The organism is Streptomyces sp. NPDC004561 (genome assembly GCF_053602155.1).
In genome coordinates, this window is sequence record NZ_JBSGDB010000092.1 from 1 (window position 1) to 23071 (window position 23071).

19 protein-coding genes and 1 rRNA gene are annotated in these 23071 nt (G+C 72.3%); 9 read left to right on the plus strand and 11 right to left on the minus strand.

Features of this window, described 5'->3' with window-relative positions; genetic code table 11:
• Positions 1-12 precede the first annotated feature (12 nt).
• Both ACWEN3_RS14985 and ACWEN3_RS14990 read right to left on the minus strand, forming a co-directional pair.
• Positions 13-693: an HAD family hydrolase gene (locus ACWEN3_RS14985; RefSeq protein ID WP_452970196.1), complete on the minus strand. Its 681-nt coding sequence runs from the start codon at positions 691-693 to the stop codon at positions 13-15.
• 57 nt (positions 694-750) lie between these two features.
• Entirely contained in the window at positions 751-1263 is a 513-nt protein-coding gene (locus ACWEN3_RS14990; RefSeq protein WP_452970198.1) for a DUF6912 family protein, read from the minus strand.
• Between the two features lie 328 nt (positions 1264-1591).
• On the opposite strand from ACWEN3_RS14990, the gene ACWEN3_RS14995 reads away from it, so the two are divergent.
• Complete coding sequence (locus ACWEN3_RS14995) at positions 1592-2203, plus strand: Rv3235 family protein (RefSeq protein WP_452970200.1); 612 nt, start codon at positions 1592-1594, stop codon at positions 2201-2203.
• 113 nt (positions 2204-2316) lie between these two features.
• On the opposite strand, the gene secA is transcribed toward ACWEN3_RS14995, so the two are convergent.
• The gene (gene secA / locus ACWEN3_RS15000) at positions 2317-5127 is read right to left on the minus strand and encodes a preprotein translocase subunit SecA (RefSeq protein ID WP_452970203.1); all 2811 of its coding nucleotides are present in this window, start codon (positions 5125-5127) and stop codon (positions 2317-2319) included.
• Between the two features lie 252 nt (positions 5128-5379).
• On the opposite strand from secA, the gene ACWEN3_RS15005 reads away from it, so the two are divergent.
• Positions 5380-5949 (plus strand): GNAT family N-acetyltransferase, encoded by a 570-nt coding sequence (locus ACWEN3_RS15005; protein ID WP_452970206.1) that lies wholly within the window; start codon positions 5380-5382, stop codon positions 5947-5949.
• Positions 5950-6001: 52 nt separating this feature from the next.
• Entirely contained in the window at positions 6002-7177 is a 1176-nt protein-coding gene (locus ACWEN3_RS15010; protein ID WP_452970209.1) for a winged helix-turn-helix domain-containing protein, read from the plus strand.
• Between the two features lie 16 nt (positions 7178-7193).
• Here the strand turns inward: ACWEN3_RS15010 and ACWEN3_RS15015 are convergent, their stop codons facing one another.
• The 6 genes from ACWEN3_RS15015 to mtrA all read right to left on the minus strand — a co-directional run bounded on the left by ACWEN3_RS15015 (position 7194) and on the right by mtrA (position 14972).
• Complete coding sequence (locus ACWEN3_RS15015; protein WP_452970211.1) at positions 7194-7943, minus strand: response regulator; 750 nt, start codon at positions 7941-7943, stop codon at positions 7194-7196.
• 203 nt (positions 7944-8146) lie between these two features.
• The gene (hpf, locus tag ACWEN3_RS15020) at positions 8147-8839 is read right to left on the minus strand and encodes a ribosome hibernation-promoting factor, HPF/YfiA family (protein WP_452970214.1); all 693 of its coding nucleotides are present in this window, start codon (positions 8837-8839) and stop codon (positions 8147-8149) included.
• Positions 8840-9152: 313 nt separating this feature from the next.
• Entirely contained in the window at positions 9153-10061 is a 909-nt protein-coding gene (locus ACWEN3_RS15025; protein ID WP_452970217.1) for a ComF family protein, read from the minus strand.
• 307 nt (positions 10062-10368) lie between these two features.
• Positions 10369-12198: an LpqB family beta-propeller domain-containing protein gene (locus tag ACWEN3_RS15030; protein ID WP_452970220.1), complete on the minus strand. Its 1830-nt coding sequence runs from the start codon at positions 12196-12198 to the stop codon at positions 10369-10371.
• On the minus strand, positions 12188-14281 hold the full coding sequence (mtrB, locus tag ACWEN3_RS15035) for an MtrAB system histidine kinase MtrB (RefSeq protein ID WP_452970223.1): 2094 nt from the start codon (positions 14279-14281) through the stop codon (positions 12188-12190). Before mtrB ends, ACWEN3_RS15030 begins: the two co-directional genes overlap by 11 nt.
• 1 nt (position 14282) lies before the next feature.
• A complete protein-coding gene (gene mtrA, locus ACWEN3_RS15040) occupies positions 14283-14972 on the minus strand; it encodes a two-component system response regulator MtrA (RefSeq protein ID WP_191870552.1) in 690 nt (229 codons plus the stop codon).
• Between the two features lie 50 nt (positions 14973-15022).
• Between mtrA and ACWEN3_RS15045 the strand changes: the two genes are divergently transcribed.
• Complete coding sequence (locus tag ACWEN3_RS15045; protein ID WP_452970226.1) at positions 15023-15898, plus strand: alpha/beta hydrolase; 876 nt, start codon at positions 15023-15025, stop codon at positions 15896-15898.
• A 60-nt stretch (positions 15899-15958) separates the two neighbouring features.
• Here ACWEN3_RS15045 and mtnA read toward each other — a convergent pair whose 3' ends face one another.
• The gene (gene mtnA, locus ACWEN3_RS15050; RefSeq protein ID WP_452970228.1) at positions 15959-17101 is read right to left on the minus strand and encodes an S-methyl-5-thioribose-1-phosphate isomerase; all 1143 of its coding nucleotides are present in this window, start codon (positions 17099-17101) and stop codon (positions 15959-15961) included.
• 140 nt (positions 17102-17241) lie between these two features.
• On the opposite strand from mtnA, the gene ACWEN3_RS15055 reads away from it, so the two are divergent.
• The 5 genes from ACWEN3_RS15055 to ACWEN3_RS15075 are packed head-to-tail and all read left to right on the plus strand — an operon-like array spanning position 17242 to position 22864.
• Positions 17242-18591: a hypothetical protein gene (locus tag ACWEN3_RS15055; RefSeq protein ID WP_452970231.1), complete on the plus strand. Its 1350-nt coding sequence runs from the start codon at positions 17242-17244 to the stop codon at positions 18589-18591.
• A 4-nt stretch (positions 18592-18595) separates the two neighbouring features.
• Positions 18596-19375: a DUF4129 domain-containing protein gene (locus ACWEN3_RS15060; RefSeq protein ID WP_452970233.1), complete on the plus strand. Its 780-nt coding sequence runs from the start codon at positions 18596-18598 to the stop codon at positions 19373-19375.
• Positions 19372-20565, plus strand: a complete 1194-nt coding sequence (locus ACWEN3_RS15065; protein WP_452970236.1) for a DUF4350 domain-containing protein — start codon at positions 19372-19374, stop codon at positions 20563-20565. Before ACWEN3_RS15060 ends, ACWEN3_RS15065 begins: the two co-directional genes overlap by 4 nt.
• Positions 20565-21554, plus strand: a complete 990-nt coding sequence (locus ACWEN3_RS15070) for an AAA family ATPase (RefSeq protein WP_452970241.1) — start codon at positions 20565-20567, stop codon at positions 21552-21554. Before ACWEN3_RS15065 ends, ACWEN3_RS15070 begins: the two co-directional genes overlap by 1 nt.
• The gene (locus ACWEN3_RS15075) at positions 21554-22864 is read left to right on the plus strand and encodes a DUF58 domain-containing protein (protein ID WP_452970238.1); all 1311 of its coding nucleotides are present in this window, start codon (positions 21554-21556) and stop codon (positions 22862-22864) included. Before ACWEN3_RS15070 ends, ACWEN3_RS15075 begins: the two co-directional genes overlap by 1 nt.
• 114 nt (positions 22865-22978) lie before the next feature.
• Here the strand turns inward: ACWEN3_RS15075 and rrf are convergent.
• Positions 22979-23071: ribosomal RNA gene (gene rrf / locus ACWEN3_RS15080) — 5S ribosomal RNA — on the minus strand; the annotation flags it as partial.

The following is a 23071-nucleotide window of genomic DNA, read 5'->3' on the forward strand; positions in this document are numbered from 1 at the left end:
GGAGGAGGTCCGCTATCTGCTCTCCCTGCTGCCCGGCAACAACCGCGCGACCTCAACCGCCTCGGCCAGCGTGTCCACCACCGGGACCCCGACCTCCTCCAGGCTGGCCCGGCTGTGCGACCCCCCGGTGTACAGCACGGCCGACGCCCCCACGTGCCGTGCCGCCACCGCGTCGTCCGCCGCGTCCCCGATCACCACGGTCCGCGTCGGCTCCACACCGGCCAGTTCCTGGAGATGCCGCACCATGTGCTCGGCCTTGCTCCCGCCGGACGGGCCGGTACGCCCGTCGACGCGTATGAAGTGCTCCTCGATCCCGAAGCCCCGCACGAGCGGCACCAGCTCCGCGTGACCGTACATGCTCAGCAGCGACTGGCTGTGCCCCGCCGACCGCCACCCCTTGAGCAGCTCCGCCGCCCCCTCGGTCAGCGCGCACCGGCCGCGGTGCTCGGTGTAGTACCGGTGGAAGATCCCGTCCATGAGTTCCCACTCGGCCTCGGTCGGCAACCGGCCGAGCAGCCGCTCGTAGAACTTCGGCACGGGCACGCAGTACAGCGCCCGGTACTGCTCCAGCGTGATCGGCGCGAGTCCCAGCCGTGCGAAGGCCGCGTTCGTCGCACCGATGATCGCGTCGTTGTCGTGGAACAGCGTCCCGTTCCAGTCCCAGACGATGTGCGCGCGTGCCTGCTTCCCCATGTCCAAGACCGTACCTCCCGCCACTGACAACGAGGCCGGACGAGGGGGCCGGACGGCTCAGCCCCGGTCGACCAGGTTGGGGATCTCCTGCGTGGCGTACCACAGCAGCTCGTGGTCGTCCGTTCCGTCCACGACGAACTGGGCGTCGTCGTCCCCGTCGTCGGCGGCCCGCAGCGCCTCCGCCCCGGCGGCCACGTCCCGCTCCGCGTCACCGGCGTCGACGTGCACCGCCGCCGCCTTGGCGAGCGGCACCGTCACCGTCACGGTCACCTCGCCGAGCGCGGCCGGATCGAGCCCGCGGTCCGGGTCGGCCGCGGCGGCGCCGTCGGACACGTCCACGGCGACCACGACCCGGCGCCGCGGCGCGCCCTCGTCCGCCGCCAGGAGCCGCAGCGAGGCCAGCGCGGCCCGGCTGAGCGCCGCGTACTCCAGTTCCTCGACGTCGTCGGAGAGGTACCACTCGCGCAGCGCGGGCGTGACCGCGTACGCGGCGAAGGGTGCGCTCCCCAGCTCGCCCGTCCTGTGCGCCTCGGCGAGACCGGGGAGGGTCAGGGGGACGTAGACGCGCATGCTGGCCGCTCTTTCCTGGTCAAAGGCTCCGCTTGGGCCCCGGACCGGGCCGTCGGGGCGCCGTCCGGAGGGCCTTCAGGATACGTGCGTGTCCCCTTTCGGGTCTCTGCCCGCACCCGCACAGGGGTCAACCCCGCGCCTCCCACCTCACCCGGGACACCCGCTCTCCCAGGGGGATCCGGCCCGGGTCCGCCCCTCTGATGAGTGAACGTCCCCCGCCCCCGCCGCCCTCGCGTCCTTCCTTGCCACCCCCTCCCCCGCCCCCGTACAAGATCCCCACCAGCTAGTTACCGCCCGGTATCGACCGGGCCCGCCGAACGGGGCCCCCATGAACAAGGTCATGAGCCGCACCCCCCAGTCCCGCCCGCGCCACCGTCCGCCGACCCGACACGACTCCCGCCGCCCCGGCGGCGCGCCCCCGAGGACCCCGGTCAGGAGCACGGCGGACCGCACGACCGGCCGGGAAGCCGTCCCGGCCGGCCGTACGGCGATCCAGGTGCCCGGCCCGGCGGGCCGTACGACCGGCCGGGAGTCGGTCCGCACCCCGGCGACGACGCGCCCGGAGCCGGCCCGTACGGCGCCGCTGACGGCCGTACGGCAGCCTCGGCCCACGGACCTCTTCGCCGACCGTCTGCTGGCCGTCCTGAGCGGTCAGCGCCCCGTCCACTGGATGCTCCGCCACACCGCGGGCCGCGCCTACGACGACCTGGCCCGCCTCGCCGCGCACGGCCCTCTGCGCACGCGCGGCGCCCGCCCCGTCGTCCATGACATCGGCTACTTCGTCCCCCGCGCCGGCGCCATCGAGGCCTTCGCCCGCATCGCCGCCGGCGACCAGCTGCGCGCCCTTGCCTTCCGCCTGGAACGGGGCCCCGACCTCCGCTGGCGCTGCACGGCGGTGGAGACGGCCGGCCCGAACCCCCCGCGGACGGCGGAGGCCTGACCGTCGCCGCACCGCACGGGCCACCCGGCAGGCGCCCGCGCGCCGGAACGCCGAAGGGCCGGACCCCAAAGGAGCCCGGCCCTCCACCACGGCCTGCGTACTACAGACGGCCGTTACTTCTTACGGCGCCGGCCGCCCTTGGCCTGCCGGCGGCGCTCCGCCCGCGTCAGCCCGTCCGACTCGGACCGCACCGGCTCGTCGTCCTCCAGATCGCGCTCGAGGATGCCGCCCTCGCCGTCCACCGTCGGGGCGGAGAAGTGCAGGTCACGCCGCTGCGGAACATCCAGCCCCTTGGCCCGGATCTCCGGACGCGCGCCCGCCTGCGCCGGCACCGCGTCCTGGACGCCCTCGCCCACCGGCTGGATCTCCTCGACCGGCACCTCCTCGACCTGCTGCTCGACCTGGACCTCCAGGTTGAACAGGTAGCCGACGGACTCCTCCTTGATGCCCTCCATCATGGCGGTGAACATGTCGAAGCCCTCGCGCTGGTACTCGACCAGCGGGTCCTTCTGCGCCATCGCGCGCAGGCCGATGCCCTCCTGGAGGTAGTCCATCTCGTAGAGGTGCTCACGCCACTTGCGGTCGAGGACCGACAGCACGACCCGGCGCTCCAGCTCACGCATGATCTCGGAGCCGAGCTGCCCCTCACGGGCCTCGTACTGCTCGCGGATGTCCTCCTTGATGGACTCGGAGATGAACTCGGCGGTCAGACCGGCCCGGTCGCCGGCCGCCTCCTCCAGCTCCTCGACGGTGACCTTCACCGGGTAGAGCTGCCTGAAGGCGCCCCACAGCCGGTCCAGGTCCCAGTCCTCGGGGAAGCCGTCGGCGGTCTCCGCGGCGACGTACGCGTCGATCGTGTCGTCCGTGAAGTGCTGGACCTGCTCGTGCAGGTCCTCGCCCTCCAGGACGCGGCGGCGCTCGCCGTAGATGACCTCGCGCTGCCGGTTGAGCACCTCGTCGTACTTCAGGACGTTCTTACGCGTCTCGAAGTTCTGCTGCTCGACCTGCGACTGCGCGGACGCGATCGCGCGGGTGACCATCTTGTTCTCGATCGGCACGTCGTCCGGCACGTTCGCCATGGCCATCACGCGCTCGACCATCTGGGCCTTGAACAGGCGCATGAGGTCGTCACCGAGGGACAGGTAGAAGCGGGACTCGCCCGGGTCGCCCTGACGGCCGGAACGACCGCGCAGCTGGTTGTCGATACGGCGCGACTCGTGCCGCTCGGTACCGAGGACGTAGAGACCGCCGAGCGACTCGACCTCGTCCTTCTCCGCCTTGACGGCCTGCTCGGCCTTGTCCAGGGCGGCGGGCAGGGCCGCGGCCCACTCCTCGATGTGCTCCTCGGGGTCGAGGCCGCGCTGGCGCAGCTCCGCCTCGGCGAGGTCCTCGGGGTTGCCGCCGAGCTTGATGTCCGTACCACGGCCGGCCATGTTGGTGGCCACCGTCACGGCGCCCCTGCGGCCGGCCTGGGCGACGATCGAGGCCTCGCGCTCGTGGTGCTTGGCATTCAGCACCTCGTGCTGGATGCCGCGCTTGCTCAGCTGCTGCGAGAGGTACTCCGACTTCTCGACGGACGTCGTGCCGACGAGGATCGGCTGGCCCTTCTCGTGCTTCTCGGCGATGTCGTCGACGACCGCCTCGAACTTGGCCACCTCGGTGCGGTAGATCAGGTCCGACTGGTCCTTGCGGATCATCGGCTTGTTGGTCGGGATCGGGACCACTCCGAGCTTGTAGATCTGGTGGAACTCCGCGGCCTCGGTCATGGCCGTACCGGTCATGCCGGAGAGCTTCGAGTAGAGGCGGAAGAAGTTCTGCAGGGTGATCGTGGCGAGCGTCTGGTTCTCGTCCTTGATGTCCACCCCTTCCTTCGCCTCGATCGCCTGGTGCATGCCCTCGTTGTAGCGGCGGCCGGCGAGGATACGGCCGGTGTGCTCGTCGACGATCATGACCTCGCCGTCGATGACGACGTAGTCCTTGTCCTTCTTGAAGAGTTCCTTGGCCTTGATGGCGTTGTTCAGGTAGCCCACGAGCGGGGTGTTCACCGACTCGTAGAGGTTGTCGATGCCCAGCCAGTCCTCGACCTTGGAGACGCCGTTCTCGTGAATGGCGACCGTGCGCTTCTTCTCGTCGACGTCGTAGTCGCCGGTCTCCTCGACGCCCTTGAGCGGGTTGCCCGCCTCGCCCCTCTTCAGTCGCGTGACCAGCTTGGCGAAGTCGCCGTACCACTTGGTGGCCTGGTCGGCCGGGCCGGAGATGATCAGCGGCGTACGGGCCTCGTCGACCAGGATGGAGTCGACCTCGTCGACGATGGCGAAGTTGTGGCCGCGCTGCACCAGCTCGTCCTGCGACCACGCCATGTTGTCGCGCAGGTAGTCGAAGCCGAACTCGTTGTTCGTGCCGTAGGTGATGTCGCAGCCGTACTGCTCGCGGCGCTGGGCCGGCGTCATGTTGGCGAGGATGCAGCCGACGCTGAGGCCGAGGAACTTGTGGACGCGGCCCATCATCTCGGAGTCGCGCTCGGCCAGGTAGTCGTTGACCGTGATGAGGTGGACGCCGTCGCCGGACAGGGCGTTCAGATACGCGGGCAGCGTGCCGACGAGCGTCTTGCCCTCACCGGTCTTCATCTCGGCCACGTAGCCGAGGTGGAGCGCGGCGCCGCCCATCATCTGCACGTCGTAGTGCCGCTGGCCGAGGACGCGCTTGGCGGCCTCGCGGACGGTGGCGAACGCCTCGGGGAGCAGGTCGTCCAGGCTCTCACCGTCGGCGTACCGCTGCTTGTACTCCTCGGTGAGGGCCCGCAGCTCGGCGTCGGAGAGGTCGACGAAGTCCTCTTCGATGGAGTTGACCTGGTCCGCGATGCGGTGCAGCTTGCGCAGGATCTTGCCTTCGCCTGCACGCATGATCTTCGAGAGGACGGACACGGGGGCTGGTCTCCTTGCCGGTCGGGCCTGGGACGGTCGGTTTTCCGTTGACATACTGAGCAACGGCCATCGTATGCGAGGACCCGGCTGCGCCGGGAGGGCCTGGCTGCCGGGCGGCTGCTTCACCCGGGACAACGGACGGGACATCCGGATAGTGCCGCATCCGCGCAAGGAATTGTGCGAAATGTGATCACGTGCTCACGGATCGCGAAAATGGATGGCGCGTCCTGGGCGGTCCGGCACAATCGGCCGATGCAACCCGTCACGCTCACCACCGACCGCCTTGTGCTGCGCACCGTCGGACCGGACGACACCGAGGCGGTGTACACGGCCGCCCAGGACCCCGACATCCAGCGCTGGACGACGATCCCCTCGCCCTATCTGCCCGAGCACGCCCTGGGATTCACGCAGGAGATGGTCCCCGACGGCTGGTCCCAGGGCTCGATGTTCACCTTCGGGATCTTCCTCACCGACAGCGACCTGGCCGGCATGCTCAGCCTCACGATCCGCGCGCCTGCCGTGGCCGAGGTCGGCTTCTGGGCGGCCAAGCAACACCGGGGCCGCGGCTATGTCACGGAGGCCACGCTCACCGCCTGCCGGTGGATCTTCACCGCGCTGGGCGTCGACCGGGTCGAGTGGCGCGCCGAGGTCGGCAACCTCGCCTCGCGCGCGGTCGCCGAACACGCGGGCTTCACCGTCGAGGGCACCCTGCGCTCCGCGCTCAACAACAAAGGGGTCCGGCGGGACTGCTGGATCGGCTCCCTGCTCCCCTCGGACCTCGGTCTGCCCTCCGCGGCCCCGTACCTGCCCGCGCGCGGCTAGAGAATCCGCAGCTCACCGCGGGCTGTCAGTGGCAGCCTCTATCGTCCGACGCATGACGACCCTTCCGCGCCCGACCACCACCCTCACCGCGGACGACGCCCGCCGTATCGCCCTGCGGGCCCAGGGCTTCCTCGGCGCGCCCGACCGGCGGGCCGGTGTCCGCGGGGTGCTGCGCCACCTCGGCGCGGTGCAGCTCGACACGATCTCGGTCCTCGCCCGCTCCCACGAACTCGTGCCGTACGCCCGGCTCGGCGCGGTGGGCCGCAAGACCGTCGAGGCCGCCTACTGGAAGGGCACCCACGCCTTCGAGTACTGGTCGCACGCGGCGTGCATCCTCCCCGTCGAGGAGTGGCCGCACTTCGCCTTCCGCCGCCGCGCCTACCGCAACCGCCCGCACTGGAACCACGAGCTTCCCGACGGCGCCTACGACCAGGTGATCAAGCAGCTGCGCGCGGAGGGCCCGCTGACCGCCACGGACCTGGGCGGCGCGAAGAGGACCAGCGAGTGGTGGGACTGGTCCGGCACCAAGGTCGCCGTCGAGCGGGCGCTGATGTACGGCGAGGTGGTGTGCGTGGAGCGGCGCGGCTGGAAGCGGGTGTACGACCTCGCCGAGCGCGCGATCCCGCAGACGCTGCTGCACGACGAGCTGGACGACACCGAGTGCCTGCGCCGTCTGGTCCGGCTGGCCGGGGAGTCCCTCGGCGTGGGCACGCGCGCGGACATCGCCGACTACCACCGTCTCAAGGGCGAACAGGTCGACGCGGTGATCGCCGACTCGGGTCTGGTGCCGGTCGAGGTCGAGGGCTGGGGCAGGCCGGCCTGGGCGGATCCGGCGGCCCTGGCGACAACACCGCGCGGCCGCCACCGCACCACACTGCTGTCGCCGTTCGACTCGCTGGTCTGGGAACGGGCGCGCACGGAGCGGATCTTCGGCTTCACCCACCGCCTGGAGGCGTACGTCCCCAAGCCCAAGCGGGTGTACGGCTATTTCGCCATGCCGGTGCTCGCGGGCGGCCGGCTGGTCGGGCGTGTCGACCCGGCCCGGGAGGGCAGCACCCTGGTGGCCAAGCAGGTCACCCTGGACGGCCCGAAGGCGGTGGCGGGGGTCGCCGAGGCCCTGGTCGAGGCCGCGAGCTGGGTGAACTGCACGGACGTCCGTGTGGAGCGCGTGGACGCGCCCGCTCTGCGCGAGCCCCTGACCAGGGAACTCGCCCGCGCTCTCGGCTAGAGCCGGTGCCGGGCGGCTACCGGATCTCCAGGATCTTCTCCCGCATCGCGTAGACCACGGCCTCCATCCTGGAGTGCAGCTGCAGCTTCTCCAGGATGTTGCGGACGTGGTTCTTCACGGTGTTCTCGGAGATGAACAGCTCCTTGGCGATATCCCGGTTGTTCATCCCCGTGGCGACGAGTTTGAGGACCTCCAGCTCGCGGTCGGTCAGCCGGGGCGCGGGCACCAGCCGGCGCTCGTCGGTGCGCTGGATCATCGACTTGAACTCGGTGAGGAGCTTCGACGCCATGGACGGGCTGATCTGCGACTGTCCGTCGGCCACCGCGCGGATGGCAGTGGCCACCTCGTCGGTGGAGATCTCCTTGAGGAGGTATCCGGTCGCGCCCGCCTTGATCGCCTCGTAGAGGTCGGCCTCCTCGTCGCTGATCGTCAGCATGATGATCTTCGCGCTGGGGGCGACCTCCTTGATGGAGGTGCACGCCTCGATCCCGCCGCGCTTGGGCATGCGGACGTCCATCAGCACGATGTCGGGCAGCAGGTCGGCGGCCTTGTCGACGGCCTCGGCGCCGTCGCCCGCCTCGCCGACGACCTGGATGTCCTCCTCGGCGGCGAGCACGATCTCCAGGCCGCGCCGGAAGAGGGCGTGGTCGTCCACCACCAGGACTCTGATCGGCTCCTCGCGAGGAGAGCCCGCGTCCTGTGCCATTCCGACGACGTTGTCGTCGTCGGCTCCCTCGTCCCGCATCGGTCCGAAGGTGTCCGCCATCGTTCCTCCCCCTGAAGGCTGTGGCCTGTCTTCCTGCGCCATCGCCAACCCAAGGCAGCGGCCCACCGGTTGGGCCTGTGCGGCCATGATTTCATGCCCGGGCGCCGCGGAGGTGACGCGCGGGGCGCGAAGTGGTCGCACACCGGTGCCCCTGGGGGCGCACACGCGCTCCAGGGGCACCGGCTCAGCTTCGATGCTGCGGGTCAGCCGCCCAGCGTGCCACCTGCCGCGGGGGGCTGTGCCTCGGCGACCATGGGATCCGTGCTGAGGTGGATCACACCGTAGTCGTAGGCGTGTCGTCGGTAGACGACGCTCGGCTCCTTCGTCTCGGAGTCGACGAACAGGTAGAAGTCGTGGCCGACCAGTTCCATCTCGTAGAGGGCCTGGTCCAGGGTCATCGGGGAGGCGACGTGGGTCTTCTCGCGGACGACGAGGGGGCCTTCGCCCTTGACCTCGAGCGAACCGATCTTCTTCGTCGGCACGCCGTCCGTCTCCTCGTCATGGACGGGGAGGCCGTTTCCGTTCAGCGTCGCCGCGCCCGGGACGTGGTCGGGAACCTCCGCCGCCGAGATCCGGCGTGCGCCACGGCGCGAGAACCGCTTGTCGTGCTGCTTGCGCAACCGCGCATCCAGCTTCTCCGCCGCCAGGTCGAGGGCCGCGTACGGATCACTGGCCGCCGCCTCCGCCCGGATCACCGGGCCACGGGAGCGGAGCGTGATCTCCACCCGGTCGCAGCGGTCGGCCTGTCGGGGGTTGGGCTCCTTGGACACCTCGACGTCGAGGCTGATCACCTTGGCATCGAGCCTCTGGATCTTCTCCAGCTTCAGCTTCTCGGCCACGTGCTTGCGGAACCGCTCGGGCACCTCGGTCTTGCGGCCTTTGACGACGATGTCCACGCAGAACTCCGTTCTCGGATCGCTCCGCTGCCTCGGCGGAGCATCTCCCTTTTGCACCAGGTCCGGTGAGCACCGGAACCTCGGACTCGGTGACTTCCACCTCCTCCTCCCCCGTAGGCGCGATCTCCACCCCACCGGCGCGGGTGATTGCGGAAAACCCGCAGCACGGCATTCGGATATGAGAGGTGTGGCCTGCGCCTTTCCTCACAACCGAACATATCTCGCCCGGACGGATGTCGTCACCCTCTACCGCGGCGTACCTCCGTTCAGGTGAATTGACCCTCTCTCTACCTGCAACGATGCAAGTCAGCGGTCAGTTCCTGTTTATTTCGAAAGAATCCCGAGGAGCGGCGATCACAGCCGCGTGGAGCGCCTGATCAAGGGCGTTCACTACCGCCTTTTCCGGTGCACCCTGCACCGACTTCCCCCTCTCCGATCGCGCTCCGGTCCGTCGTTCTGTCCTTCCTTCCCGAGTTACGGCTCCGTACACGACTGTTCTCACGCCACTTTCCCTCTCATCGCTTCTCCCCCGCCTCTCGCGACGCGGCGCGGCCGGCTCACGCAGGGCCCTCGCCGCCTCGGCGAGACTGGCGCCGGTCGTGATCAGGTCGTCGACCAGCACGACCCGGCCCCCGGCGAGCAGCAGGCCACCGCCCGCCGTCATCTCCAGCGCGCCCGCGAGGTTCTCCAGGCGCCGCCGCGCGTCCAGTCCCGCCTGGTCCGCGACGGGTCTGCGCTGGCGCAGCACGGCCGCCACCCGGGCCGGCGTCCCTGTGCGCCGCAGCTCCGCGGCCGCCGCGAGCGCCATCCGCCGTACCGGATCGTGCCCGCGCGCCCGCACGGCCCAGCGGGCGGAGGGCACGGGCACCAGCAGCACGGTCCCGGACGACCGCGCACCGCCCGGTCCACCGGAGGCACGGGCACCGCTCGCGCCGAGCCCCGCCCGCACGGCTCCCGCCAGAGCCCCGCCCAGCGCTCCCGCGAGCATCAGCGCGCCCCGCTCCTTGTGGGCGAGAAGAAGCGTCCGCACCTCGTCCGCGTAGGGAGCCGAGGCGTGCACCACCGGCAGCCCGGCCGGCTCCGGCACGGGCCGCACCCGCCGCGGCGCGCGCCCGGCCAGCGCGGTCCGGCACCGCGGGCAGAGCTCCGTACGAGGTGCCCCACAGCCGGCGCACTCGGCCGGAAGCACCAGGTCGGTGAGGTCCTGCCACCACCCCCGCATGACCACCACTGTGCCAAGACCGGAGCCGACGGGCCACCCCTGTGGAAAACGCCCTGTGGACAACTCGAGGCACGCGGGGCAGGCCGTCATGCATGTGGGTGACGGACGTACGGGCGGGCGTGCCGCGGGCACGGGTCTGCGTGGGGGGCGTCGTCGCCTTGGGCTTCGGCTCCGGCGCACGCATCAGCCTCGGGGCTCGGGGCTCGGGCCGCGGCGCAACACCAGAATCAGCCCCGGCCCGGCGCACCGGCGGCCCCCCAAGCGGGCGTGCCGCCGATGCGCACAGGTCCCGGGCTCAGCCCCGGCCTCAGCCCGGATAGACCGGCGCCGTCCCGTCCTTGTCGACCTTCTGCCACTGCGCCCCGGACGGCAGGCGGACGATCCCGTCCTCCGAGTAGGCCACCAGCGGCACCCGATCGTCCTCGGACGCGGCGATCGCCTTCACCCCGGGCAGTGCCCCGGGCGCCGGACCGTCCAGCGTGGAACCGTCGACCTGGGCGTACCGCATCTGCTGCACCCCGCCCTGCTCCTGGCCGACCACCAGCAGTCTGCTGTCCCCGGCCCACGACAGTGCGCTGACCTGCTCCAGGTCGGGCGCGGCCGAGCGGAGTTCGACCACCGAGGGTCCCTCCCCCATCCGGTCCTCACGCTCGATCCGGCCGATCAGCAGGGACTGCTTGCCGTCCTTGCCCTCCACGACCAGCGCGATACGCACGCCGTCGGCGGCCACCCGGACGTCCTTGATACGGCCGGGCAGGTCCGGAACGGCGACCTTCTCCGCCTTGGCGACGCCGTGTTCCAGGACGTACAGGGCCGGATTGTGCTGGTCGCGGTCGGCCACCCACAGGTCGCCGCGGGCGTCCCAGCTCGGTGTGGTCAGCCGGTCGGCGGGGGTCGCGCCCTTGCTGGTGACCACCGCGGCCCCGAGCGAACCGTCCGACGTCAGCGACGAGACGTGCAGCGAGGCTCCGTCCTCGTCGACCGCGGCCACCGTGCGCTCGTCCCGCGACACCGCGACCGACTGCAGCGTCTTGTCGCCCTGGCCCAGCGGGCCCGGCACCGGAAGGGAGCCGGTGCCGGTGCTCCCGGCCGCCATCCGCACCAGCCGGTGCTTGCCGTCGACGAAGTACAGGTACTCGGGCCGCTTCGTCGAGCCGTGCCAGGTGTCGGACTCGGCGGCGCTCTCGGCCAGGTCGCACAGCCGGTGGCCGCCGACGCCCTGGAGCTCGACGGACTCCAGCGTCGGCGCGAGGTTCCGCAGGGTGAACAGCACCTGGGTCGCCATCTCGGTGCACTTGGAGGCCGCGACCTGGGACTCCTTGAGGTTCAGGGGCACCGTCAGCTTGTTCTGGTCGTCCGGCGCCAGCCCCGACACGTCCTTCTGCAGGGCCGTACCGGTCGGGAAGCTGGACCTGACCACCGGCCGGAGCCAGCTGGTGGGCCCGCTCAGCAGCGAGTGCACCATCTGCGTCATCGCGTCGACCTTGCTGCGCACGAAGACCGGGTCGGCGACCGCGACCGGCTGTCCGGTCGCCCCGACCGCGGTGTTGGAGGCGAAGTAGTACTTGTCGACGGACGTGTAGTTGCGCTGGAAGTCCGACTTGCCCATGACGACACCGTCGGGCAGCTGGTCGATGCGCCACTGCCCGGTCTTGGCGTCCCTGGTGAGGTGCACCTTCTTGCGATAGGAGCCGTCGGCGGGCTGGTACGCCTGCTGCGCGTCGACCGTGGCCACCTGGTTGCCGGCCAGGACGCAGGTGACGCTGCTGGTCACCTCCCGGTTGCCCGCGCGGCAGTCGGTCTCGATGCTCGGCCCGTTCGCGAGGACCGTGGTCGACCGCTCCGGCCGCCAACTGCGCGCGGCGTCGCCCGTCAGGTACTTGCGAGCGGTGTCGTACGCCGGATCGTCGCTGGTCAGCGCCTCCAGGAAGCCCTGCATGATCTCGCCCGGGCTGGCGTCCTCGGCCGGCGGCATGGCGAACACACGTACCCCGGTGTCCTGCCGCGGCGTGGACTCCACGTCCCGCAGATCGCCGTTGTCGGGCATCGAGGCGCACCCGGCCAGCAGGACGACCCCCAAGGCGGTGTAGGCCGCCGCGCGCCCGGGCCGGGCGCCCCCCTTGCGGTCAGCGCCCACGAAAAGCCTCCCCTGGCTCGGTCGATTCCTCCGGCCGCGCCGGTTCCGGCCGGGCCGCGTTCGCATCGGGTGCCCCGCCCGTGGCGGGCCTGTCGTCGGGCCGCCGCGTGCCGCCGGCGGGGCGGGGCACCACGCGCGCCCCGTTGCCGTTGCCGGGCAGGGCGGTCGGGTCGGCGGCGGGCCTGACCGCGGGCACGCGCGGCGGCAGCGCGGACGCCTGGGCGCCGCCCTGCTGCACCGGTACGGTCGCCCGCTTCTCCTGCCCCCCACGGGGCAGCCCGGCGTCGTCGAGGCCGCGGTTGCGGCGCGAGTCCTTGGGCTCCAGCGGTATCGGCGAGCCCCGCAGCGGCTCGTCCGCCGTCCTGGGCAGCGTCAGCCGGAACTGGGAGCCGCCGCCCGGCTCGCCCCAGGCCTGCAGCCAGCCGCCGTGCAGCCGGGCGTCCTCCAGGGCGATCGACAACCCGAGGCCCGTACCACCGGTGGTACGCGCGCGTGCCGGGTCCGCCCGCCAGAAGCGGCTGAACACCCGGGTCGCCTCGCCCGGCTTGAGGCCGACGCCGTAGTCGCGCACCGCGACGGCGACGGCGCCACCGGCCGAGGCCAGCTTGACGATGACGTCCCTGCCCTCGCCGTGCTCGACGGCGTTGACGACGAGGTTGCGCAGGACCCGCTCGAGGCGCCGGGCGTCGGCCTCGGCGACGATGGGCTGCAGGTCGCCGACCACCCGTATGTGCGAGCCCTTGCGCTCGGCGAGCGGCTCCGCGCCGCTGACCACCCGCCGCACGACCTCCCTGAGGTCGATCGGCTCGGCCTCCAGCGCCGCCGCACCCGCGTCGAAGCGGCTGATCTCCAGCAGGTCCGCGAGCAGCGACTCGAACCGGTCCAGCTGGTCGGCGAGCAGCTCGGCGGACCGCGCGGTCACCGGGTCGAAGTCCTCGCGGGCCTCATGGATGACGTCGGCGGCCATACGGACGGTCGTCAGCGGGGTGCGCAGCTCGTGCGAGACGTCCGACACGAACCGGCGCTGCATCCGCGACAGGTCCTCCAGCTGCTGGATCTTCACCTGGAGGTTCTGCGCCATCTTGTTGAAGGCCTCGCCCAGGCGCGCGATGTCGTCCTCGCCGGTGACCTTCATCCGTTCCTGCAGCCGGCCCGCGGACAGCCGCTCCGCGATCCCGGCCGCCATCCGCACCGGGGTGACGACCTGCCGCACCACCAGCCAGGCGATGGCGCCGAGCAGGACGACGACGAACAGCCCGGCGGTCGCCAGGGTGCCCTTGACCAGGCTCAGGGACTTCTCCTCCTGCGTGAGCGGGAAGAGGTAGTACAGCTCGTAGGGACGCCCGTTGGGGTCGTTGACCTGCTTGCCGATGACCAGCGCCGGCTGGGACTCCTTGCCGGTGGAGTAGACGATCCGGGTGTAGCTCTGGGCGGCCGTCGTACCGCTGTTGACCCGGTCGCGCAGATCGGCGGGCACGCTGGACGTCGGGTTGACGTTCCCGGAGCCGCGCGGGCTGCGCCCGCCGCCGCTGTCGTCGCCCACGGGCAGCGTCACCACGTCGAAGGCGCCCGCGCCGCCGCTGGACAGCGACTCCACGAGGTCGCTCATCCACTGGATGACGCTCTGCGACTGCCGGCCGTCCGCCGCGGTGCCGTCACCGGCGCCGGGCGCGGCGCCCGTGTCCGTGGTGGTCCCGCCGGCGGCCTCGTCGGCCTTCTGCTTGGCCACCGCGAACCCGCCCGTGGCCTGGCTCTGCGAGGCGCGCACCTTCGCGTCCAGCAGGCCGTTGCGCACCTGCCCGATCACGACGAAACCGAGCAGCAGGACGACGCCCAGCGACATCAGCAGGGTGGTGGCGACGACCCTGAGCTGGATGTTGCGCCGCCACAGCCGCATCACCGGCAGCAGCGGACGGCGCACCCAGCGCAGGAAGAGCCGCAGGACCGGGCTGCGCCGCACCCCGCCCTGCAACAGGCCGCCCTCGAAGAGGCGCCCGAAACGCCTGCCCGCCGTCCGGCCGACAGGCCGCTCCGGACGGGCCCCGGATCCGCCGGGAGCCGAAGCGGCGCTGTCCCCCGACACGTCAGCTCGGTCCAGCCTTGTAACCGACGCCACGGACGGTCACCACGATCTCCGGCCGCTCGGGGTCCTTCTCGACCTTGGAACGCAGCCGCTGGACGTGCACGTTGACCAGGCGGGTGTCGGCGGCATGGCGGTAGCCCCACACCTGCTCCAGCAGCACCTCACGGGTGAACACCTGCCACGGCTTGCGGGCGAGCGCGACCAGCAGGTCGAACTCCAGCGGGGTCAGCGCGATCGACTGCCCGTCCCGCTTCACCGAGTGCCCGGCCACGTCGATGACGAGGTCACCGATGGTCAGCTGCTCCGGCGCCGGCTCCTCCGACCGCCGCAGCCGCGCCCGGATCCGCGCCACCAGCTCCTTCGGCTTGAACGGCTTCACGATGTAGTCGTCCGCGCCCGACTCCAGGCCCACGACGACGTCGACGGTGTCGCTCTTGGCCGTGAGCATGACGATCGGCACGCCGGACTCCGCGCGGATCAGCCGGCAGACCTCGATGCCGTCCCGCCCGGGCAGCATCAGGTCGAGCAGCACCAGGTCCGGCTTGGTCTCACGGAAAGCAGCCAGCGCCTTGTCGCCGTCGGCTACGAAAGACGGCTCAAAACCTTCACCACGCAACACGATGCCGAGCATCTCGGCCAGTGCGGTGTCGTCGTCGACGACAAGGACTCGTCCCTTCATAAACGACATCATCCCATTCTCGTAACGACGACAGAGGTGCAGGTGAGGGAGGTCACTGGGGCGTGACGATAGTCGTATGGAGCCGTCACTGTCTGCCCCTGTCGACCACCGTTGATCGACAGGGTCCCGGCCGGGCGCGCGACGTGCCAGGTCTTCAGGCGGAAACGGGGCGGGTGGCCATGGGTGTCGCCGTGGTGCGAGGACTCGGCCACGGAGCCGGTGGACAGCGTCTGGACGTGTACCGGCCCGCCGCCGCGTCGCAGGCTCTGCCCGCCGTGCTGCTCTGGCACGGCAGGGGTCCCGACGAGCGCGACGTCCTCGCGCCGCTCGCCGGTGCCGCCGCCTCGCTGGGCGTCGTGTGCTTCGTGCCGGACTGGCGGCCGGACGCCCACGCCGGCGGGCGCACCCACCTGCGTGAGTCCGCCGTGTTCGTCCAGCGGTACGGAGCCGACTTCGGCGGTGACACGGAACGGACGGCCCTCGCCGGCTGGTCCCTGGGCGCCAAGGCCGCGCTGGCCGCCGCCCTGGCGCCCGGCGCGCTCGACGGGTGGAGGCCCAGGGCCGTCGTCGGCATCGCCGGCGGATACACCCGGCCGGAACCGCTGACCGGCCGGACCCCGCTCGACGAACTGACAGACGCCGTGGATCTGCCGCCCGCCCTCCCCGTCCGGCTGATCCACGGCACCGACGACCCGATCGTGGACGTCCGGCAGTCCCGCCTGCTCCACGAGGCTCTCCGGCACCGGGGCCGGCCGACGCTGCTTCACCAACCCGGCACCGACCACGCCGGCGTGATCATGAACGAGTACGACCCCGAGTCCTGCCGCTGCCGGCCCAGCGACGCCGACCACGCGGTACGGGGCGGGAGCCGGACGGCGGAACTCCTCGCCCGCACGGCGGACGACGTCTCAGCCCTGAACGCCGGCCGATCCGCCTGACGTCCCCAGGGCCGTGCCGGCCGGGCACTCCCCGGCGCCACACGGCCGGGCCTCGTCCGGTCAGCCGGTCGCGCCCCGGCGCGACCTGGCGGCCAGCTCCCCGAGAGCCGCGGAGGTCACGGGGGAAACGGCTCCCTCCTCCGTGACGATGGCCGTCACCAGCTCGGGCGGAGTGACGTCGAACGCCGGGTTGTACGCCTGGGTCCCCAGCGGCGCCACCGAGATCCCGCCCCCCGCTCCCGTCACCGGCACCTGGGGAACCGCGACCTCGGTCACCTCGAAACCGGGACGCTGCTCGACCTCGATGGACGCCCCGTCGGGAGTGTCCGGATCGATCGTCGTCACCGGCGCCACCACGATGAACGGAACGTGGTGGTAGCGCGCGAGCACGGCGAGCGGATAGCTCCCCACCTTGTTCGCCACCGAACCGTCGGCCGCGATCCGGTCCGCCCCGATCAGCACCGCGTCCACCTCGCCCGCCGCGAACAGGGAACCCGCCGCGTTGTCGGTGAGCAGCGTGTACGCCATGCCGCTGCGGGCCGCCTCGTACGCCGTCAGCCGGGCACCCTGCAGCAGCGGACGGGTCTCGTCCACCCACAGCCGCCGCAGCCGCCCCTCCCGGTGCGCGGCGAGCGCCACCGCGAAGGCCGTGCCCTCCCCGCCCGAGACCAGCGATCCGGAGTTGCAGTGGGTGAGGATCCGGTGCCCGCCGCCGGACAGCAGCTCGTCCAGCAGCGTCAGTCCGTGAGCCGCCATCCGGGCGCTGGCCTCGGCGTCCTGCCGGTGCAGCACCCGCGCCGCGGCCAGTGCCTCCGCGGCCGCCGCCGTGGGGTCGCCGGTCCTGGCCAGCGCGGCCTCGTGCGCGGCCTGGGCCCGGCGCACGCCGACGGACAGGTTCACCGCGGTGGGCCGGGCGTCCTCGAGCGCCCGCGCCGCCTCGGTCACGTCGAAGCCGCGCGCGGCGGCGAGCGCGACGCCGTACGCCCCCGCGATCCCGAGCAGCGGCGCCCCGCGCACGGCGAGCGAACGGATCGCCTCCACCAGCGCCGGCGCGTCCGTGCACACCAGCTCGACCTCTTCGGCCGGGAGCCTTGTCTGATCGAGAAGGACCAGTACGGGACCTTCGGGTGGTTCCTCCCATCGGATCGCCGGTATCTCGGTCGGCCGCTTGTCTCCACCAGTTCGCGCCTGCTGATCAGCCATGCGGTCAGTCTGCCCCGGATCCGGCGGACAATTGAAGGCATCCAGCGTCCACCGCGGCCGGTCCCCCGGTGACCACCCCATGGCACGATGGCTGCCAACCTGCCGCCGCGTCCGCGGAAGGGCGCCGAGAAGGAGCTTCGATGACTGACACTCCGGGCTGGGCCTCGCCCGGATCCGCCCCGTCGCCCGAGGGGCGGGAGCCCGGTGCGTCCGGCCCCGCCGAGCCGGCCGACCGCCCCGGTCCCACCGAGCCCGCGCCGCAGGGCCCGGGCGTGAAGTGGTCCCAGGAGCAGCCGCCACCCGGCCAGTGGTCCGCGCCCACCGGCGCCCCGAACCCGGGCGAGGCCCCGCCGCCCCCGCCGCCCGGCCAGGGCTGGGGCGGTCAGCAGCCCGGCATGCCCGGCGGCGGCTACGGAGGCCCTCCCGGAGGCTACGGCGGCTACGGCGCCCCCGGCGGCTACGGAGCCTGGGGCGGCGGCTGGGGCGGTCCCCCGCCCGCGGACAAGCCCGGTGTCATCCCGCTGCGCCCGCTCGGCCTCGGAGAGATCCTCGACGGCGCCGTCTCCACCATGCGCACCTACTGGCGCACGGTCCTCGGCATCTCGCTGACGGTCGCGCTGGTCGTACAGATCAGCTCGGTCCTCGTACAGGGCCTCCTCCTGAACAACACCGTCACCCGGCTGTCCGTCAACGGCCCGGCCACCACCCCCGACGACGTGTTCCGCGCCATGCGGGACGCGTTCATAAGCTCCGGCGTGATCGCGGTGATCACCGTGGTCGGCACGATCACCGCGACCGCCCTGCTGACGACCGTCACCAGCCGCGCCGTCCTCGGCAGGCCCGTCAGCACCGGTGAGGCCTGGCGCGACGCCCGCCCGCAGATCCCGAGGCTGTTCGGCCTGCTCGTCCTGCTCGGTCTCATCGGCATCGGCACCTTCCTCGCCGGCACGCTGCCCGGCATCCTCGTCCTCGCCGCGGGCAGCACCGGCGGCGGTGTCGCGCTGATCGCCCTGGGATTCCTCGCGGCGTTCATCGTCATGATCTGGCTGACGGTCCGCTTCTCCCTCGCCTCCCCGGCGCTGATGCTGGAACGGCAGAGCATCGTGAAGTCGATGGGCCGCTCCGCGAAGCTCGTGCGCGGCTCCTGGTGGCGGGTCCTCGGCATCCAGCTGCTCGCCGGACTCATCACCTCCATCGTCTCGGGACTCGTCGCGATCCCCTTCGCCCTGATCGGCGCGGCCGTCAGCGGTGACGGCGTGAGCGGCCTCTTCGGCACCGCCGGCACGCACGTCAGCTGGGGCTTCCTGATCGTCAGCGGCATCGGCTCGGTGATCGGCGCCACGATCACCCTCCCGATCAACGCCGGCGTCACCGTGCTCCTCTACGTCGACCAGCGCATCCGCCGCGAGGCCCTCGACCTCGAACTGGCCCGCGCCGCCGGCGTCCAGAGCCACGGCACCGGCGCTCCCAGCGCCGTCCCGGGGAGCTGATGGGGTGAGCCTGACGGGGGGAGTCCTCACGGCGGCGGTCGCGCCCGGCACCGGCACGGCGCTCGTACGCGGCCTGCTGCGCGCGGCGGGCACGCCCGCCCTGGCAGCCGGCGGCTCGGGAGACGGGCCGCCGGTGACCATCCCGCGTGATCCCGCGGGCGAAGCGGCCCGCCGCGAGCTGTCCAAGCGCATGTACCACGAGAACGACCCCGGCCTGCTCCAGCGCGCCCTGAACGCGTTCTGGGACTGGCTCGACCGGCTGTTCAGCTCGGCCGCCTCGGCAACCCCCGGCGGCTCGGTCGGCCTGCTCGTCGTGATCCTGTTCGTCGTCGCCGTCCTGGCCGCCCTGTGGTGGCGCCTGGGCACCCCGCGCCGCCGTCCGGTCTCCGCCGCGGTCCTGTTCGACGACCGCCCCCGCAGCGCCGCCGAACACCGCGCGGCCAGCGAGGCACACGCGGCCCAGGGCCACTGGAACCAGGCCGTCCAGGAGCGCATGCGGGCCGTCGTACGCTCCCTGGAGGAGCGGACCGTGCTGGACATCCGCCCGGGCCGGACCGCCGACGAAGCGGCCGCCGAGGCAGGCCGCGCCCTTCCCGGGCACACGGACCGGCTGCGCGCCGCCGCCCGCGAGTTCGACGACGTGACGTACGGCGGGCGCAGCGCGAGCGAGCAGTCGTACCGCCGCATCGCCGAACTCGACCGCGACCTGGAACGCACCAGGCCCGCCTTCGCCGACAGCGCCGCCGGGACGGACCACAGCAGCCGCCAGGGGGCCGCCGAGTGACCATCGAGGCCGCGCCCCCCATCACCTCCACAGCGCCGACCGCCCGCACGGTGTGGACCCGCACGCGAGGCATAGCCCTGGCCGCCGTGCTGCTCCTGGCCGCGGCCGTCGCCATCGCCGCAGTACGCTCCACCGTCCGGCACGGCGACCTGGACCCGCGCTCCGTGGACCCCTACGGCAGCCGCGCCGTCGCCCAACTCCTCGCCGATCACGGCGTCTCGACGCGCGTGGTCACCACCCTCGACGGGGCGCGCGCCGCCGCCGGCCCCGACACCACCCTCCTGGTCGCCGTCCCCGACCTGCTGACCGGCCGTCAGCAGAGCCTGCTGTACCGGGCGACCGCCGCCTCCGGCGGACGCACCGTCCTCGTCGCGGCCGGCAGCTCGTCCGTCGAACGGCTCGCCCCCGGGGTCAGCGCGGACCCCGCCGACAGCCCCCGCACCACCCTCGCTCCCGACTGCGCCCTCCCCGAGGCCCGGCGCGCGGGCAGCGCCGACACCGGCGGCGTCCGCTACACCACCACCCGCCTGGACGCCGACTCCTGCTACCCCAGCGAACGACTCGCCACCCTGCTGCGCGTCCCCGCGGCCAGGGGCGGCGACACCGTCGTGCTCGGCGCGCCCGACATCCTCTTCAACGACCGCCTCGACAAGCAGGGCAACGCCTCGCTCGCCCTGCAACTCCTCGGATCCCGCGCCCATCTGGTCTGGTACCTCCCCTCGCTCTCCGACACCCCCGCCGCCGGCAACGGCGGCAGCAAGGGCTTCCTGGACCTGCTCCCCTCGGGATGGTTCTGGGGCACCCTTCAGCTCTTCGTCGCAGCCGTCCTCGCCGCCTTCTGGCGGGCCCGCCGCTTCGGCCCTCTCGTGCCCGAGAGACTCCCCGTCGCGATCCGCGCCTCCGAGACCGCCGAAGGCCGCGCACGCCTCTACCGCAAGGCCAACGCCCGCGACCGCGCGGCCGCCGCTCTGCGCTCCGCCACCCGCACCCGCCTCGCCCCCCTCGTCGGCGTCCCCCTCACCCAGGCGCACACGCCCGAGGCCCTGCTCCCCGCCCTGTCCGCCCACCTCGCCGGCGACGGACAGGCCCTGCAATCCCTGCTCTTCGGGCCGCCACCCGGCGACGACGCGGCCCTCATCGCACTGACCGACCAACTCGACGCCCTCGAAAGAGAGGTACGCCGTCCATGATGGACCCGACCACTGACAACGCCGGGCGGACCGGGGACGCGGGCGCCGCCCGCGCCTCCCTCGAAGCCCTGCGCGCCGAGATCGCCAAAGCCGTGGTCGGCCAGGACCCCGCCGTGACCGGCCTCGTCGTCGCCCTCCTCTGCCGCGGACACGTCCTCCTCGAAGGCGTCCCCGGAGTCGCCAAGACGCTGCTCGTCCGCGCACTCGCGGCCACGCTCGAACTCGACACCAAGCGCATCCAGTTCACCCCCGACCTGATGCCGAGCGACGTCACCGGCTCCCTCGTCTACGACACCCGCACCGCCGAGTTCTCCTTCCAGCCCGGCCCGGTCTTCACCAACCTCCTCCTCGCCGACGAGATCAACCGCACCCCGCCCAAGACCCAGTCCTCCCTCCTGGAGGCCATGGAGGAACGACAGGTCACGGTCGACGGCATCCCCCGCCCGCTCCCCGAGCCGTTCCTGGTCGCCGCGACCCAGAACCCGGTCGAGTACGAGGGCACCTATCCCCTCCCCGAGGCCCAACTGGACCGCTTCCTGGTCAAACTGACGGTCCCTCTGCCGTCCCGGCAGGACGAGATCGACGTCCTCACCCGCCACGCCTCGGGCTTCAACCCGCGCGACCTGCGCGCCGCCGGCGTACGCCCCGTCGCAGGACCGGCCGACCTCGACGCGGCCCGCGCCGCGGTCGCCAAGACGACCGTCTCCCCGGAGATCACGGCCTACGTCGTCGACATCTGCCGCGCCACCCGCGAGTCGCCCTCCCTCACCCTGGGCGTGTCCCCGCGCGGCGCCACGGCCCTGCTCGCCACCTCGCGCGCCTGGGCCTGGCTGACGGGCCGCGACTACGTCATCCCCGACGACGTGAAGGCCCTCGCCCTGCCGACCCTGCGCCACCGCGTCCAGTTGCGGCCCGAGGCGGAGATGGAAGGCGTGACGGCCGACTCCGTCATCAACGCCATCCTCGCCCACGTCCCGGTCCCCCGCTGATGGCGCTCACCGGACGCGCCGCCCTCCTCGCGGCCCTCGGCTCGATCCCCGTCGGCATCCTGGAACCCGGCTGGACGGGCATCCTCGCGGTCAACGGCCCGCTGGCCCTGGCCTGCGCCTGCGACTTCGCGCTGGCCTCCCCCGTACGACGTCTCGCCCTGAGCCGCTCCGGCGACACCTCCACACGTCTCGGCGAGAGCGCCGACGTCACGCTCACGATCACCAACCCGTCACGCCGTCCCCTGCGCGCACAGCTTCGGGACGCCTGGCCGCCCAGCACCTGGCAGTCCGGCACCGAGGTCGAGTCCTCCCGCCACCGTCTGACCGTCCCCCCGGGCGAACGCAGACGCGTGACGACCCGGCTGCGCCCCACCCGACGCGGTGACCGCCACGCCGACCGTGTGACGATCCGCTCCTACGGCCCCCTCGGCCTGTTCTCCCGCCAGGGCGCCCACAAAGTGCCCTGGTCTGTACGGGTTCTGCCCCCGTTCACGAGCCGCAAGCACCTGCCGTCGAAACTCGCCCGATTGCGTGAACTCGACGGCCGCACCAGCGTGCTGACGCGTGGTGAGGGGACGGAGTTCGACAGCCTGCGCGAGTACGTCCCCGGAGACGACACCCGTTCGATCGACTGGCGAGCCACCGCCCGGCAGTCCACAGTCGCCGTCCGCACCTGGCGCCCCGAACGCGACCGTCACATCCTTCTCGTCCTGGACACCGGTCGCACCTCGGCCGGCCGTGTGGGCGACGCACCGCGCCTGGACGCCTCCATGGACGCGGCCCTGCTCCTCGGGGCCCTCGCCTCCCGCGCCGGCGACCGCGTGGACCTGCTCGCCTACGACCGCCGGGTACGCGCCCTGGTCCAGGGCCGCTCGGCAGGCGACGTACTGCCGTCCCTCGTGAACGCGATGGCCACGCTCGAACCGGAACTCGTGGAGACCGACAGCCGCGGCCTCACCGCCACGGCTCTCCGTACGGCGCCTCGGCGTTCCCTGATCGTCCTGCTCACGACACTGGACGCGGCACCGGTCGAGGACGGCCTGCTGCCCGTCCTGCCGCAGCTCACCCGACGCCACACGGTCCTGGTCGCGGCGGTGGCGGACCCGCACATCGCCCGCATGGCGAAGGACCGGGGCGACGCGGAGTCGGTGTACGCGGCCGCGGCGGCGGCTCAGGCCCAGAGCGAGCGTCAGCGCACCGCGGACCAGTTGCGCCGGCATGGGGTGACGGTCGTGGACTCCACCCCACAGGATCTGGCGCCCGCCCTGGCGGACGCCTATCTGGCTCTGAAGGCGGCGGGTCGGCTCTGAGAAGCGCCGATCCGTCGCCCTTCGGGGAAGGACTTCAGGGAAACACACAGAAAGCAACAAGCCCTAAACGCAGAAAACCCCGCACCGGAATGGTGCGGGGTTTTCCCAAAAGTTGTTCGGCGGTGTCCTACTCTCCCACAGGGTCCCCCCTGCAGTACCATCGGCGCTGTGAGGCTTAGCTTCCGGGTTCGGAATGTAACCGGGCGT